The 13,887-nt window shown below is 69.4% G+C and carries 14 protein-coding genes; 7 read left to right on the forward strand and 7 right to left on the reverse strand.

The window, feature by feature from the left end:
- Window positions 1-68: 68 nt before the first annotated feature.
- The 4 genes from FJ887_RS02965 to FJ887_RS02980 form a co-directional block, all read right to left on the reverse strand.
- The gene (locus tag FJ887_RS02965) at window positions 69-578 is read right to left on the reverse strand and encodes a putative immunity protein (RefSeq protein ID WP_137824377.1); all 510 of its coding nucleotides are present in this window, start codon (window positions 576-578) and stop codon (window positions 69-71) included.
- A complete protein-coding gene (locus tag FJ887_RS02970) occupies window positions 575-1,210 on the reverse strand; it encodes a putative immunity protein (protein ID WP_249356454.1) in 636 nt (211 codons plus the stop codon). Before FJ887_RS02970 ends, FJ887_RS02965 begins: the two co-directional genes overlap by 4 nt.
- A gap of 118 nt (window positions 1,211-1,328) precedes the next feature.
- Complete coding sequence (locus FJ887_RS02975; protein WP_137824376.1) at window positions 1,329-2,786, reverse strand: NAD-dependent succinate-semialdehyde dehydrogenase; 1,458 nt, start codon at window positions 2,784-2,786, stop codon at window positions 1,329-1,331.
- Between the two features lie 117 nt (window positions 2,787-2,903).
- Entirely contained in the window at window positions 2,904-3,611 is a 708-nt protein-coding gene (locus tag FJ887_RS02980) for a MerR family transcriptional regulator (RefSeq protein ID WP_137824375.1), read from the reverse strand.
- Window positions 3,612-3,756: 145 nt separating this feature from the next.
- Between FJ887_RS02980 and FJ887_RS02985 the strand changes: the two genes are divergently transcribed.
- Window positions 3,757-4,293, forward strand: a complete 537-nt coding sequence (locus FJ887_RS02985) for a DUF2306 domain-containing protein (RefSeq protein WP_137824374.1) — start codon at window positions 3,757-3,759, stop codon at window positions 4,291-4,293.
- Window positions 4,294-4,352: 59 nt separating this feature from the next.
- On the opposite strand, the gene FJ887_RS02990 is transcribed toward FJ887_RS02985, so the two are convergent.
- Window positions 4,353-4,673 (reverse strand): GNAT family N-acetyltransferase, encoded by a 321-nt coding sequence (locus FJ887_RS02990; RefSeq protein ID WP_137824373.1) that lies wholly within the window; start codon window positions 4,671-4,673, stop codon window positions 4,353-4,355.
- A gap of 149 nt (window positions 4,674-4,822) precedes the next feature.
- On the opposite strand from FJ887_RS02990, the gene FJ887_RS02995 reads away from it, so the two are divergent.
- Window positions 4,823-5,410: a GNAT family N-acetyltransferase gene (locus FJ887_RS02995; RefSeq protein WP_137824372.1), complete on the forward strand. Its 588-nt coding sequence runs from the start codon at window positions 4,823-4,825 to the stop codon at window positions 5,408-5,410.
- Between the two features lie 53 nt (window positions 5,411-5,463).
- Here FJ887_RS02995 and FJ887_RS03000 read toward each other — a convergent pair whose 3' ends face one another.
- Both FJ887_RS03000 and FJ887_RS03005 read right to left on the reverse strand, forming a co-directional pair.
- Window positions 5,464-6,876 carry an SLC13 family permease gene (locus FJ887_RS03000; protein ID WP_137824371.1) on the reverse strand — a complete coding sequence of 471 codons (1,413 nt, stop codon included), beginning with the start codon at window positions 6,874-6,876 and terminating at the stop codon, window positions 5,464-5,466.
- 184 nt (window positions 6,877-7,060) lie between these two features.
- Complete coding sequence (locus tag FJ887_RS03005; RefSeq protein ID WP_137824370.1) at window positions 7,061-8,104, reverse strand: YeiH family protein; 1,044 nt, start codon at window positions 8,102-8,104, stop codon at window positions 7,061-7,063.
- Between the two features lie 87 nt (window positions 8,105-8,191).
- On the opposite strand from FJ887_RS03005, the gene FJ887_RS03010 reads away from it, so the two are divergent.
- The 5 genes from FJ887_RS03010 to FJ887_RS03030 all read left to right on the forward strand — a co-directional run bounded on the left by FJ887_RS03010 (window position 8,192) and on the right by FJ887_RS03030 (window position 13,870).
- On the forward strand, window positions 8,192-9,106 hold the full coding sequence (locus tag FJ887_RS03010) for a LysR family transcriptional regulator (protein WP_137824369.1): 915 nt from the start codon (window positions 8,192-8,194) through the stop codon (window positions 9,104-9,106).
- 93 nt (window positions 9,107-9,199) lie between these two features.
- The gene (locus FJ887_RS03015; protein WP_137824368.1) at window positions 9,200-10,465 is read left to right on the forward strand and encodes a trans-sulfuration enzyme family protein; all 1,266 of its coding nucleotides are present in this window, start codon (window positions 9,200-9,202) and stop codon (window positions 10,463-10,465) included.
- Window positions 10,466-10,583: 118 nt separating this feature from the next.
- Window positions 10,584-11,342: an enoyl-CoA hydratase gene (locus FJ887_RS03020; protein WP_137824367.1), complete on the forward strand. Its 759-nt coding sequence runs from the start codon at window positions 10,584-10,586 to the stop codon at window positions 11,340-11,342.
- 88 nt (window positions 11,343-11,430) lie between these two features.
- Window positions 11,431-13,068 (forward strand): long-chain-fatty-acid--CoA ligase, encoded by a 1,638-nt coding sequence (locus FJ887_RS03025; RefSeq protein WP_137824366.1) that lies wholly within the window; start codon window positions 11,431-11,433, stop codon window positions 13,066-13,068.
- 79 nt (window positions 13,069-13,147) lie between these two features.
- Window positions 13,148-13,870 carry a YceI family protein gene (locus FJ887_RS03030; protein WP_137824365.1) on the forward strand — a complete coding sequence of 241 codons (723 nt, stop codon included), beginning with the start codon at window positions 13,148-13,150 and terminating at the stop codon, window positions 13,868-13,870.
- The last annotated feature ends 17 nt before the right edge of the window (window positions 13,871-13,887 follow it).

Genomic DNA, 13,887 nt, shown 5'->3' on the forward strand with positions numbered 1-13,887 from the left:
GCGAGGCCGCTGACTGGCCGGCAACGACGACCGAACAGCCCCACCGATCGGTGGGGCTGTTCGCGGTCTCAGTCGGAGAAGACGCCCCAGCAGATGGCGTTCCGGCGCTCCTGGTCCTCGAGGACGAGATCGCGGATGGCGGCAGGCAGGCGGCTGCGCTGCCAGTCGCGTTCGACCCTGCCGGCAGACGGATCGCCTGGTGCCGCCGCGGCGACGGCTTTGATCGCGTAGGCGGCCGCGCCGAGATCGTGCTCGGCGACGTGTCCCACGCAGGCGGCCTGACCGGCGGCGTAGGCGGCGAATCGGGGTGCGCCGGTGAGCGGACGGGCCGCACCCATCGCATGACCGCCGAGGGCGCGTGCCGTCATCATCGGCATCTCACCGCTCGCCCATGCCCGTGCCGCTGCGATCGCGTCGCGCGGACGCGGGTCATCGGCGACGGCCGCCTCGACGAGCGGGAGGGTGTGCTCGGCGCAGTCGGCGGCCCAGAGGGCGAGGAGGCGGTGGTCGTCGTCGGTGAGGGTGCCGCCGCGGCGAATCGTGATGAGCCGCGGGTCGCGGTCCTGCGAGAGGATCATCGAGCCCGGTCCTGTCTGCCGGTGGTTGCCAGCTGGTCCCGCACCCGAGTATCGAGTTCGCTGATCGTCAGCGCCAGTTGACTGCGTGCAGGGCCCGGCCGGGGATAGCGCCGCAGGACCGCGGCGACCGTCGGTGAGGCCGCTTTCGCAAAGCGGTCGAGGAGCGCAGCCCGCTGGTCGGTTCCCGCCCCGGCGTCGGCGAGCTCGATCGCGTGGATCGCGTGCGCGCTGGCACGGAGGATGTGTCCGATCTGGACAGCGTCGGCGAGGGGATGGAGGAACGCCGAGGCTGCTGCGTCGCCGGCAGCCATCGCGGCGTGGAAGGCCGGCTCCCCGCCCGCGTCCTTCGCCGCGCGATGCGACGCGGGTGCCGCGATCCGCAGAACCCGTGACCGGGGCTGCCCGTCGGCGAAGGCGCGAGCAGCATCGACGGCTGCGCGAGGACGTTCGTCCGTCGGTCGGTCGGCTTCGAACAGGGGGAGAACGGCGCTCGCCGCGCTCACGGCGAAAGCGGTGACGGCGCGGATCTCGTCGAGGGAGAGGTCGAAATCGGCAACGCGAGGCGCCCTCCGTGTCTCAGCAGCGCCCGATCCGCTCCTCGTCTGACCGCCGGGCTTCCTCGCAGTGCTCACGGTCACCGAGTCTAGGACGACTGCGGCGGAACGAGAAGAGGCGGCCGGCACGCAAGGTGTCGGCCGCCTCGGTGACGGTCCAGCGCACCGTCACGGGAACCGTGACGGCGCGACGCGCTCAGGAACGCGGAGTGGCGACGTACTTGAGCTCGAGGTACTCGTCGATGCCGACGCGGCCGCCCTCGCGGCCGAGACCCGACATCTTCACGCCGCCGAAGGGTGCGGCCGGGTTCGAGACGAGACCGGTGTTGAGGCCGATCATGCCGACCTCGAGCTTCTCGGCCATGCTCAGGGCACGGTTGATGTTCTCGCTGAACAGGTAGCCGGCGAGACCGTACTCGGTCTCGTTCGCCAGCGCGACGGCCTGCTCGTCGGTGTCGAACGTGACGATCGGGGCGACGGGGCCGAAGATCTCGGTCGTGCGGATCTCCGCGTTCTCCGGGACGTTCGTGATGACCGTGGGATCGAAGAAGAAGCCGGGGCCGTCGATCTTCGCCCCGCCGGAGATGACCGTGGCACCGTTCGACACGGCATCGTCGACGAGGGCGGCGACCTTGTCCAGGGACTCCTGATCGACGAGCGGGCCCACCTCGGTGCCGTCCTCGAGGCCGTTGCCGACCTTCATCGACCCGATGCGCTCGGCGAGCTTCGTCGAGAACTCATCGGCGATCGAGGAGTGGACGAAGAGGCGGTTGGCGGCCGTGCAGGCCTCGCCGCCGTTGCGCATCTTCGCGAGCACCGCGCCTTCGACGGCCTTGTCGAGATCGGCGTCCTCGAGGACGACGAACGGGGCGTTGCCGCCGAGCTCCATCGAGGACTTCATGACATTGTCGGCGGCCTGCTTGAGCAGACCGATGCCGACCTCGGTTGACCCGGTGAAGGTGACCTTGCGGGCGATGCCGGACTCCATCCACGGGCTGACGACGCGCCGTGCCGACTCCGAGGTGACGACGTTGAGGACGCCGTCGGGCAGGCCGGCCTCCTTGAGGACGTCGACGAGCATGAGCGAGGTCAGCGGGGTGAGCTTCGCGGGCTTGAAGACCATCGTGCAGCCGGCGGCGATCGCCGGACCGATCTTGCGCGTGCCCATGGCCAGCGGGAAGTTCCACGGCGTGATGAGCACGCACGGTCCGACCGGCTCACGCGAGATCATCAGGCGGTTCTTGCCGTCGGTCGAGAGGGTGAAGTCACCCGAGATGCGCACGGCCTCCTCGGAGAACCAGCGGAAGAACTCTGCGCCGTAGGCGACTTCGCCCTTCGACTCGGCGAACGGCTTGCCCATCTCAGCGGTCATGACGGCGGCGATGTCGTCGGAGCGCTCGATGAGGAGTTCGAAGGCGCGGCGCAGGATCTCGGCGCGCTCGCGCGGAGCGGTGGCCGCCCAATCGGCCTGGGCGTCGCCGGCTGCCTTGATGGCCGCCTCGGCGTCAGCGGCCGACCCGTCGGCCACGGTGGTGATGACGTCACCGGTTGCGGGATTGATGACGTCGATGGTCTTTCCGTCCTCGGCATCACGCCACTGTCCGTTGATGAACAGTCCGGTGTTGAGCTTGTCGATGATCGGCGTGATGTCCACGACTGATCCTCCCTTGGTTGTTGTCTCGAAGCTTTCGGGCACGGGAGCGCCCGATGCCTCGTTCAGTGTACGGGTCGCCCACCGTGGAATCGATGCGGATTTCGCAGAGTGAGAGCGTCACCCGCCCTGCCTTCGCACCTGTGCCGACATCGCCGCATGGACGAGTCCGCTCATCGAGACGAGCAGGCGATTGTGAAGGGTGATGCCGCGGATGACCGCCAAAGCGATCTCATCGCGGGTCAGGTCATCGCTGATCGGCAGCGTGTTGGTCCGGGCGATCTCCTCGAGCGCCCGCGCGTGGAGGAGCACGGTGTCGGCGTCGACGGTGTATCCGGCAGCGGCGAGGTCGGTCAGCGCCTCGGCGACCGCGGTGCGCGCGGTGGGGGAGACGTCCGGCCACTCGAGTGCGGCGAGGGCGCTGCGGACGGCGGCGTCGCCGTCGTCACCGTCTCCCCGAGGCGGCTGCTCGGAGGGCAGGCGCGTGTCAGTGACGGGCGTGTCAGCGACGGGCGGGTCTGCGGCGTCGGTTCCGACGGTGTCCGCGACGCCGGGATGGCTGGCCAGTCGTTGGCACAGGCCCATGAGTTCGAGGTTGCTCACCGTCTCATCGTCGATCACCGAGGTCAGCTCGGCGATCGCGGCCAGCGGGAGATCGAGCTCGCGTCGCAGCCACGTGATGAGGGCGAGCCGGTGGACGTGGGCCTCGGTGTAGGCCGCCGTCGTCGCGTTGCGCTTCTGTCCGGGAGTGAGCACACCGAGGCGGAGGTAGTACTTGATGCTCGCCGGCGACACCTCGGTGCGGCGGGCGAGTTCGCTCAGCTTCATCGCGCTCCTTCGATATCCGCGGCTGGAACTTCTCGGGCCGTCAAGCCTGGGCCTTCGCGCCCGGACAGCCGAGGCCCTCGGATAGCTGCGGACCCCGGCACTATCCACGTTGCCAGCACTTGGATAGCGACACTATCTTAAGTCCATGGACACGCTGCTCATCGCCATCCATGCCATTGCCGCCACGGGTGTCGTCCTGCTCGCACCGGTGCAGGTGCTGCGGCGGCCGAAGGATCAGCGCCACAAGGCCATCGGCCGCTCATGGGTCGTCCTCATGTACTTCGTGTGCGTGAGCGGGATGTTCATCTACTCGATCACCGGCGGGTTCACGTTCTTCCACGCTCTGGCGATCTTCACGTTCCTCACCACGACCCTCGGGGTCATCATGATCCGCCGCGGCCATGTGCGCACCCACGCCTTCAACATGATCGGCTCGTGGCTGGGCGCGGTGACGGCAGGACTGTTCGCCGTCCTCATCCCCACCCGGGAGATCCCCCGGCTCGTCGTCGCCGAGCCCCTGGTCTTCTGGACGATCCTCATCGCCGTCATCGTCGCCGCCACCCTCTGGGTCGCCTATGTGCTGCGCTTCGTCCCGGTGCGCCGCCCCGCCGAGGCGGTCGTGCGACTGACCGATGAGCACAGGGGAGCGCGGGGGAGCGCTCCCGAAGGTGCGGAGCGCTGAGATCCGCGGCGTGGCGAGCCTCAGGACGCCGCGGAGTCAGGGTGCCTCGGGGCGGGTCCTCACGCGAGCGAGTCGTCGAACTCGTGGTTCTTCTCGAGGAAGCCCATGACGTACGAGCACGTCGTGCGGAACCGCAGGTCCGCCTCGGTGGTGGATTCGAGGGCGAACCGGACGAGCTTCGCGGCGATGCCCCGCCCGCCGTACGCGGGGTCGACGATCGTGTGGGTGAAGGTCCGCACGGTGGGCACCCCCGCCTCGGTGGCATCGGTGTCGACGTAGTCTGCGGTGCCGATGACCGTGCCGTCATGGGTGACGGTGAACCGGGACTGGTCGGGGTCGTGGGCGATGGTGTAGGTCTCGCCGTCGATGTCGACGTCCATGGCTGCTCCTGCTCTCTGCGGTGGCACCCTCGGCGGATGAGGGGAGGGCGCTGTGTCCTCAACCCGAGCCTACCGACTAATCTGGGAAGCGCAGTCGACACCCCCGGCGATGCTCCCCGCTCGCCGCCGCAGCAAGGAGCAGTCCCCACATGACCTCGCAGACCCCGGCCACCCTCATCGACGGCTACGAGTTCATCCTCAGCGAAGCGGGATTCACCGTCGGATTCCTCGGCGAGGCTGACATCGACGACTACGTCGCGCTCGTCGCCTCCGCCTACCGCGGGGAGGTCTCGAAGCAGGGGTGGACGACCGAGGCCGATCTCCTCAGCGGACAGCGCCTCGACGCCGCGATGGCCAGGGAGATGCTCGCCGAGGCGGATTCGACGATGCTCCTCGTGCGCGCCCGCGACGGTCAGGCCGTCGGCAGCGTCTATCTGCGGGAGCCCGTCGACGGCGTCGCCTACCTCGGCGTGCTCGCAGTCTCCCCGCTCGGCCAGGGGCAGGGCGTCGGATCCGCGCTCATCAACCTCGCCGAGGCGTGGGTGGCCGAGCGCTGGGGTGCGACCGCGCTGCGGATGTCCGTCATCAACAAGCGCTGCGAACTCATCGCCTACTACGAGCGCCGCGGCTACGTCCGCACCGGTGAGACCGAGCCCTTCCCCTACGGCGACGAGCGCTTCGGGGTGCCCAAGGTCGACGATCTCGAATTCGTCGTCCTCGTCAAACAGCTGGGCTGACCATTAACCCCCTCACTGCCGCGGCACACTGGCCCGGCTGATCGCCAGCCGAGTCAGAACAGCATCGCGGGCACGACGAGACCGCCGACGAGGACGATGGGCCCGATGATGACCATAGACATGCCGAACTTCACGAGGATCGCCGTCAGCCGCTGCTTCTGATCACCCGGCGCCGTCGCGACGACGGTGGCACCGAGGGTCGAGAACGGTGAGACGTCGACGACGGCCGAGCAGATGCCGAGCGCGGCGATGAGCGCCCAGCCCGGCACCCCGCCGGCCTCGATGAGCGGCAGGGCGAGGGGGACGAGCGCGGCGAGGATGCCCGTCGTCGACGCGAATGCGGAGACGAGACCGCCGACGACGCAGAGGACGAACGCGGCGATGAGCGGGGAGCCGATCGCCTCGGCGGCCTCACCGAGGAGGTCGACGGCACCCATCGTCTGGAGCACCCCGACGAAGGTGATGATGCCGCCGACGAGGAGCACCGTCGACCAGTCGATCTTCGGGATCGCCGCCTTGCCGGTGGCCGGATCGACGAGCGCGAGGATCGCCCCGAAGAGGAAGCACAGGAGCCCGATGTCCGGCTCCTGACCGAGGGCTGCGAGGACGACGACGGTGCCGATGAGGGCGACCATGAGCACGACGGTGAGGATCTGCACGCCCGTGAACGGTTCCGAGGTCGTGGAGTCCGCCGAGGCGGACGAGGAGTCGAAGAGCGCTTCGTCCTCGTCGTCCTCCCCGAAGGCGACCTTCGTCGCCGAGGCCCCACCGCGGGAGATCCGCGCGGCAGTGCCGGTCGCCGGTGCCGAGGCGGTGCCCGAGTCGGCCTCTGCCGTGCCGGCTCCGGCAGCCGGGGCCGCGGACTTCCGGGAGAAGAGGGAGCGGCCGAACATCACGTAGGCGACGGTGAGCATGAGCAGATAGACGACGACGGCGATGAGGAAGAGGAGGAACGGGTTGAGGCCGATGCCCGCGCCTTCGGCGGTGCTGTAGGTGACGATGCCGTAGAGGCTCGTCGGGGCGAATCCGCCGGCGCCGATCGCGAAGCAGATCGCCAGGCCCATGAGCGCGTAGTCGACGTGGTACTTGCGGGCCACCTGCATGCCCACCGGCATCATGACGAGTCCGGCCAGGGGCGCGCCCATCGACGCGATGCCGGCGGTGATGACGAAGAAGACGACGGGCAGGAGCACCGCCGAGGACCCCACCTTCTCCAGCGCCCAGTCGATGATCTTGTCGACGGTGCCGTTCTCCTGGGCGATCGCGAAGAAGTAGGTGACTCCGGCGAGGAGGATCATGATCGAGAGCGGGAACTCGGCGATGATGTCCTCGACGGTCATGTCCGTGAGCAGCAGTCCGGTGCCGGCGGCGCCGACGAGCATGAGGACGCCGATGTGGACGCCGCGGATCGCTCCGACGGCGAAGAGTGCGATGAAGATGCCTAATGCGATGAGCTGAGCAAGCATGTCGTCCTTGAGGTAGCTGAGCAGTCTCTGTGGGCAATCGGGAGATCTGCTGTGAGACTACCAGCCGGTACGGACGCAGGGCGGGAGTTCGGAGGCCCAACGCGCGAACTTCCCGACTATCGGCACAGCCGGTCGGGAAGTCAGGCGGCCGCCCCGGCGCTGCGGGCGCCGGGGCGGCCTGGCCTCAGGTCAGCAGGAGCGCACCGCCGAGGGCGACGAGGGCGACGACGACCGTCGTGATCGTGGCCAGGGCGATCGGGCCGCCGCCGAGGCTCTTGAGCGCACGCCACTGCACACCGCGGCCGAGGGCGAACATCGCCATCGACAGGCACACCGTCTGCAGCCACCCCAGGCCGGTGACGGCGACCTCGGGGAGGAGCCCGAACGTGCGCAGTGCGGCCATCGCGAGGAATCCGAGGACGAAGAGGGGAACAATCGGTGGGCGCTTGCCGGCCGGCGCGGGAACGACGGACTCCTTCGCGTCCCCGGCGACCGCCTCGGCGGTGGTGGCCCGCACCTTCGCCTCCGACCGGCGCATCGCGAGCTCGAGGACCGCCACGGTGGGGGCGAGCATGATGACGCGGGCGAGCTTGACGAGCACGGCCACCTCGAGGGCGGCCGGGCCGATGATCCCGCCGATCGCGACGACCTGGGCGACCTCATGGGTCGAGGCTCCCGCCCACATCCCCGCGGTCACCGCAGGCAGGCCGAGGGCACCGCTGGCCAGGGGGATCGCGGCGATCATCACGGTGCCGAAGAGGACGACGAGGCCGATCGCGGCGGCGACGTCCTCTTTCTTCGCCTTCATCGTCGATTCGATGCCGGCGACGGCCGCGGCCCCGCAGATGCCGAAGCCGCAGCCGATGAGGAGCGCGAGGTCGCCGTCGACGCGGGTGAGACGGGCGAGTGCGACGCTCGTGACGATGCCGACGGCGACGACGACGGCGGCGAGGACGAGGACGGGCCAGCCGAGATCGAGGATGTCGCCGAAGACGACCTGCGCGCCGAGGGCGACGATGCCCAGGCGCAGCAGCGGCTTGGCGGCGAAGTCGAGCCCCGGCTTGAGGGAGTCGGGGAGATTCGGGGCGACGTTGCCGAGAATGACACCGAGGATGATCGCGACGAGCAGCGGGGAGATGACGGGGGCGAGGGTCGAGATCGGCCACGCGATCGCGGCGGCTGCCGCGGCGAGGCCGAGACCGGGGAGGAGTCGGCGGGCTGTGTTCATGGACTCCAGTCTTCCGCGCGGCCGGGAGGCCCGGTAGACGGTGATTTCGCGTCGACCCATATCGAATTGATATGCCATGATGGCGGTATGCGCGATGTGTCGGACATGCAGCGGTGGCCGGAGCTGCGGGCCCTCGGGCTGCTCGTCGCCCTGAGCGGGGGCGCGCAGTCGATCGGTCAGGCCGCCGAGGCGGTCGGCATCGCCCAGCCCAACGCCTCCCGCAGCCTCACCGGCCTCGAGCGCGAACTCGGCGTCCCCCTGCTCACGCGCTCCCCGCGCGGCACCGAGCTCACCGCCGAAGGCCAGGCCGTGGCCGAATGGGCCGCGCAGGTCATCGACGCCTACAGTGCGCTCAACGCCGGCACCCGCGCCATCCAGGAGGCGCGGGCGGGGAACGTGCGCGTCTGCGCGTCCCTCACCGTCGCCGAATACCTCCTGCCGAGCTATCTTGCGACCTTCACCTCGGCGCACCCGGGCATCGACGTCGGCCTCGGGGTCGAGAACTCCGCGGCTGTCGTCGCCGAGGTCCGCGCGCAGCGCTGCGACATCGGTCTCGTCGAGTCCGTGTCCCTGCCGCCGGGGTTCCCCGCCGCCGTCATCGGCCACGACCGCCTGATGATCGCCGCCGCCCCGTCCTATGGGCAGACGTGGGCGGAGCCGATCACCGCCGAGGCGCTCGCCGGGATCCCGCTCCTTGTCCGTGAGGTCGGGTCGGGAACGCGGGAGGTCATCGACACCGCGCTCGCCGAGTTCGGCGGGGCGACGATCGCCGGGGAGTACCGGTCGAATTCGGCGCTGCGGGTCGCCGCGGCCACGGGCGTCGCACCCGTCGTCCTCTCCGATCTCGCCCTGCGCGATGACTTCCGGGCGATGCGGCTGGCTCCGCTGCCGGTGGCCGACGACGTCGACCTCGATCGGGCCCTCCATGCGCTGTGGTCGCCGAAGCGCAGGCTGTCGCAGGGGGCGCGGGCACTCCTCGAGCACCTGATCGCCGCACAGTAGTCATCCGCACACGCCTGGCTCGTCCCGGACCCGGCCGGCCGCGCCGGCGAGACGTCACAGCGGCGACGTCCCCGCTCTGTCTATATTGAGGCCATGACGACTCGTGACCCCGCACGCCCGACCCCGACCTTCGCGCCCGAAACCGTCCTCGTCGAGGCGGCCCGACCGCCGCGCGCGAACGGCGCCTCGGTCAATCCGCCGATCGAACTGTCCTCGACGTTCATCGGCACCACCGAGGTGAATGACTCCGGCTACGCCTACGGTCGGTTCGCGACTCCGGCCTGGACGCCGTTCGAGGCCGCACTCGGCGAACTCGAACACGCGGCGCTGCCGGCCCTCGTCTTCGGGTCGGGGCTCGCCGCGATCGCCGCGGTGCTCGCCCTCGTGCCCCGCGGCGGTACCCTCGTCATGCCCACGCACTCCTACCAGGGATCGCTGCAATCGGCGCAGGAGCTCGCCGCGCGCGCCGGATTCTCCGTCGTCAGCGTCGACATCGCCGACACCGACGCCGTCATCGCCGCCCTCGACGGCATTGTCACGGACGACGCCGCTGCCGCGGCCGGGGACAGCTCCGGTGACGTGACTGAGGACCCCGGTGCCGCCTCGGCGATGCTGTGGATCGAATCCCCGACGAACCCGATGCTCGAGGTCGCCGACATGCCCGCCCTCATCGCCGCCGCACGCGCACGCGGCGTCCGCGTCGCTGTCGACAACACCTTCGCCACGCCCCTGCTCCAGACGCCGCTCGACCTCGGCGCGGACCTCGTCGTCCACTCGGTGACGAAGTACCTCGCCGGGCACTCCGACGTCGTCCTCGGCGCGGTGATCACCAACGACCCGACACTTCGGGAGCTGCTGCTGACCGAGCGGTCGATGCGCGGGGCGATCGCCGGGCCCTTCGAGGTGTGGCTGGCACTGCGCGGGATGCGCACGCTGTCGGTCCGGCTCGAGCGCGCGCAGGCCAATGCCCAGATCCTCGCCGAGCGCCTGAGCGACCGTGCCGGCGTCGTCGAGGTCCGCTACCCGGGACTGCCCGCCGACCCCGGTCACGCACGGGCGAGTAAGCAGATGGCAGGATTCGGGGCGATCGTCGCCTTCACCGTCGACACGGCGGAGCAGGCCACCGCGATCGCCGAGGCGGTCCGGCTGTGGACGCCGGCGACCTCGCTCGGCGGGGTCGAGTCCCTCATCGAACGCCGGCGTCGCCATGCCTCGGAGCCGAGCTCGGTGCCCGAAGGTCTGCTGCGGCTGAGCGTCGGCATCGAACACGTCGACGACCTCTGGGCCGACCTCGACGCCGCGATCACCGCGGCCACGGGGGAGACCGGGGACGGCGAGCCGGCAGCGACCCTCGCCTGAGGTGGCCCGCCCGTGACCTGAGAATTCCTCCTCGCCCGATGGCAGTGTGACCCAGATCAACTTAACGTGCGTTAAGCTTGGCGCAGGGAAACTCATCTCCGTCAGCGAAGGAGCCGTCTTGAGCTCAAGTGTCCTCGTCGATCACCGTGACGGTGTCGCGACCATCGCGATCAACCGCCCCGACACCCTCAACGCGCTCGATGCCGAAGCGTTCCGCAGCCTCGGGGCTGCCATCGCCGAGGCGGCAGCCGACTCCCGCGTCATCATCCTCACCGGCAGCGACCGATCCTTCAGCTCCGGCGCTGATCTCCAGAGCGGCAACGACGACGTCACCCTCGACCTCGACGAGGCGAACGCGATCATCCGCGCGCTCATCGACGTTCCCGTCCCCACCATCGCCGCGGTGTCCGGGCCGGCCGCCGGGATCGGCTGCTCCCTGGCGCTGGCCTGCGACTACGTCGTGATGAGCGAGAACTCCTACCTCATGCTCGCCTTCGCGAAGATCGGCCTCATGCCCGACGGCGGAGCCACCGCCCTCGTCGCCGCCTCGGCGGGTCGCCACCGGGCGATGAAGATGGCGCTGACGGCCGAGAAGGTGTGGGCACCGGAGGCCCTGAGCTGGGGACTGGCGAGCGAGGTCGTGCCCGCCGGAGAGCAGCTCACCCGCGCCCGCGACCTCGGCATCGCCTGGGCTCAGGGCGCCCCGCTGGCCTTCTCCCGTTCGAAGTCGGCGATCAACGAAGCGAGCCTGACCTCCCTCGACGACGCCTTCAGCCGGGAATCGGCCGACCAGACGTACCTGCGCGGCACCCGCGACTTCGCCGAGGGGGTGTCGGCCTTCATCGAGAAACGCGTCCCCCGCTTCGTCGGCCGGTGACGCCGACTCGCCGCGGCACCCGCCCACCGCCTCGGCGAGCGCACCCGCACCCCACGCCCCACCACGAGTGAACGAACAAAGGAGTCTCATGCTCACTGGCATCCCGTCAACCCTCGGCGACAGCTACCAGCTCAACACCACGTCGATGATCAGGCACGCGGCCACGGTCTTCGGCGAACAGGAAGTCGTCTACCGCAACTCGGACGGATCGTGGGGACGGTCGAACTACGCCGACGAGTTCAAGCGGATGGCGCAGCTCGCCCACGGCCTCACGGAACTCGGCGTCGGTGCCGGTTCGATGGTCGGCGTCCTCGACTGGAACTCCCGCCGCCACTTCGAGCTCTACTTCGCCGTCCCCGGGCTCGCGGCCACGATGCTCCAGCTCAACCTCCGACTCGCCCCCGAGGACCTCGCCTACGTCGTCAGCCACTCGAAGTCCGACTGGATCTTCGTCGACGAATCCCTCCTGCCCGTCGCCGAGGCGCTCGCGCCGAAGCTCGACGTCAAGGGCTGGGTCGTCATGACCGACAAGCCTGCCTCCGAGATCGAGACGACGCTGGAGAACGTCGTCTTCTACGAGGACCTCATCAAGGACAAGCCCGACACCTACGATTGGCCCGTCGTCGATGAGAAGACCGCCGCCTACGCCGGCTACACGACCGGCACCACGGGCAGGCCCAAGGGCGTCTACTACTCGCACCGCTCGATCTACCTCCACACGATGGGCGGCCTCGCCGCGCTCGGCGCCTCGTTCGACGACACGATCATGCCGATCACCCCGATGTTCCACGTCCTGTCCTGGGGCTTCCCGCAGAACGCCGTCGCCGCCGGGGCCAAGCTCGTCCTGCCCGGCAAGTTCGCCGCCGAGGAGTTCGGGGCGATCGCGAAGGCGTTCATCGCCGAGAAGGTCACGCTCGCCAACGGCGCACCGGCGATCTTCGCGCCGATGCTCGCGATGATGAAGGACATGCCGCAGCCCCCGGATCTCAGCGGAGTGCGCCTCGTCTCCGGCTCTTCCGAGCCGCCGCTGTCGATGATGCGCGGGTTCAAGGAGATCACCGGGGCCGATGTCATCCACGGCTACGGGGCGACGGAGACGACTCCGCTGGCGACGACGAACTGGCACATCAAACCCGGACTCGATATGGACGAGGAGGAGCGCTGGGACTTCAAGCGCTACCAGGGCCTGCCCGTCATCGGCGTCGAGGTCAAGGTCGTCGACCCCACCGGTGAGGAGCTGCCCCGCGACGGCAAGTCGATGGGCGAGGTCCTCATGCGCGGTCCGTGGATCACCGAGTCCTACTTCCAGCTGCCGGACAACTCCGAGCGCTTCCTCGACGGCTGGTGGCGCTCGGGCGACGTCGGAGTCATCTACCCCAACGGCTACCTCAAGCTCACCGACCGTCTCAAGGACGTCATCAAATCCGGCGGCGAGTGGATCTCCTCGATCGACATGGAGAACGCGATCCTCGACTGCACGAGCGTCAAGGAGGCCGCTGTCATCGGCGTCCCCGACGAGAAGTGGCAGGAGCGGCCCGTCGCCTATGTCGTCGCCGAGGACGGCGCCGAGGTGACCCGGGAGAAGATCGTCGAGGTCCTCGGCGACCGGTTCGCGAAGTGGCAGCTGCCCGACGAGATCATCGTCACCGACGAACTGCCGCGCACCTCGGTGGGCAAGCTCGACAAGAAGCTCCTGCGCAAGACCTGGGAGGACGCCGGGGCCTGATCCGCTCCCAGGGACTGTGCAGTCCCTCTCCAGGTGAAGGGCCTGGTTGAGCTGTAGTTGAAGTTTGTACTGTGACACTATGACGAACTCCACTGCAGCTCGCCGGCCCTTCTACTCCCGTCCCCTCGTGTGGATCATCGCCCTCATCGCCATCGCTGTGCTCGTCGCAGGCGCGCTGGTCGGCACGAAGCTCTACACCTCATCACAGAACTCCGCGGCTCCCACGGAGTTCGCCAACGAGGACATCGCCTCAGGCTCCGGCAGCACCGACGGTGCGGCAGGGAGCATCGACGGACAGTGGACGATCGGGGAGGGATCGGAGGCCGGATACCGGGTCGACGAGGTCCTCAACGGGGAGGACGTCACCGTCGTCGGCCGCACCCCCGACGTCACCGGCGACATCACGATCGACGGCAGTCAGCTCACGGCCGGGACGGTGAGCGTCGACCTGCGGACCGTGACGACCGACAGCTCCCGGCGCGACGACTACTTCTCCGGGCAGGCCATCGACACGAACGCGAACCCGGAAGCGACATTCACCGCCGCCGGACCCGTCGACCTCACGGCACTGAGCGACTCCGGCAGCGCCGAGGTGGAGATCCCCGGCACGCTCGAGATCAACGGACAGACCCAGGAGGTCACCGCTGAGACCACGGCGACCCGCGCCGACACCGGCCTCTCCGTCGTCGGTGCGATCGACGTGACCTGGCAGGACTACGGCGTGGAACCGCCGAACCTCGGCTTCGTCTCCGTCGAGGATGCCGGCGTCGTCGAATTCTCCCTCGCGCTCACGCAGGGCTGAGGCCCGGATTCCGCCCC

Source organism: Brevibacterium sp. XM4083 (genome assembly GCF_006489205.2).
GTDB lineage: Bacteria > Actinomycetota > Actinomycetes > Actinomycetales > Brevibacteriaceae > Brevibacterium.

Excerpts from the sequence above, each read along its gene's own strand:
- FJ887_RS02965 (WP_137824377.1), bottom strand. The coding sequence starts at position 578 with ATGATCCTCTCGCAGGACCGCGACCCGCGGCTCATCACGATTCGCCGC.
- FJ887_RS02980 (WP_137824375.1), bottom strand. The coding sequence starts at position 3,611 with ATGAAGCTGAGCGAACTCGCCCGCCGCACCGAGGTGTCGCCGGCGAGC.
- FJ887_RS02985 (WP_137824374.1), top strand. The coding sequence starts at position 3,757 with ATGGACACGCTGCTCATCGCCATCCATGCCATTGCCGCCACGGGTGTC.
- FJ887_RS02990 (WP_137824373.1), bottom strand. The coding sequence starts at position 4,673 with ATGGACGTCGACATCGACGGCGAGACCTACACCATCGCCCACGACCCC.
- FJ887_RS02995 (WP_137824372.1), top strand. The coding sequence starts at position 4,823 with ATGACCTCGCAGACCCCGGCCACCCTCATCGACGGCTACGAGTTCATC.
- FJ887_RS03000 (WP_137824371.1), bottom strand. The coding sequence starts at position 6,876 with ATGCTTGCTCAGCTCATCGCATTAGGCATCTTCATCGCACTCTTCGCC.
- FJ887_RS03005 (WP_137824370.1), bottom strand. The coding sequence starts at position 8,104 with ATGAACACAGCCCGCCGACTCCTCCCCGGTCTCGGCCTCGCCGCGGCA.
- FJ887_RS03010 (WP_137824369.1), top strand. The coding sequence starts at position 8,192 with ATGCGCGATGTGTCGGACATGCAGCGGTGGCCGGAGCTGCGGGCCCTC.
- FJ887_RS03015 (WP_137824368.1), top strand. The coding sequence starts at position 9,200 with ATGACGACTCGTGACCCCGCACGCCCGACCCCGACCTTCGCGCCCGAA.
- FJ887_RS03025 (WP_137824366.1), top strand. The coding sequence starts at position 11,431 with ATGCTCACTGGCATCCCGTCAACCCTCGGCGACAGCTACCAGCTCAAC.
- FJ887_RS03030 (WP_137824365.1), top strand. The coding sequence starts at position 13,148 with ATGACGAACTCCACTGCAGCTCGCCGGCCCTTCTACTCCCGTCCCCTC.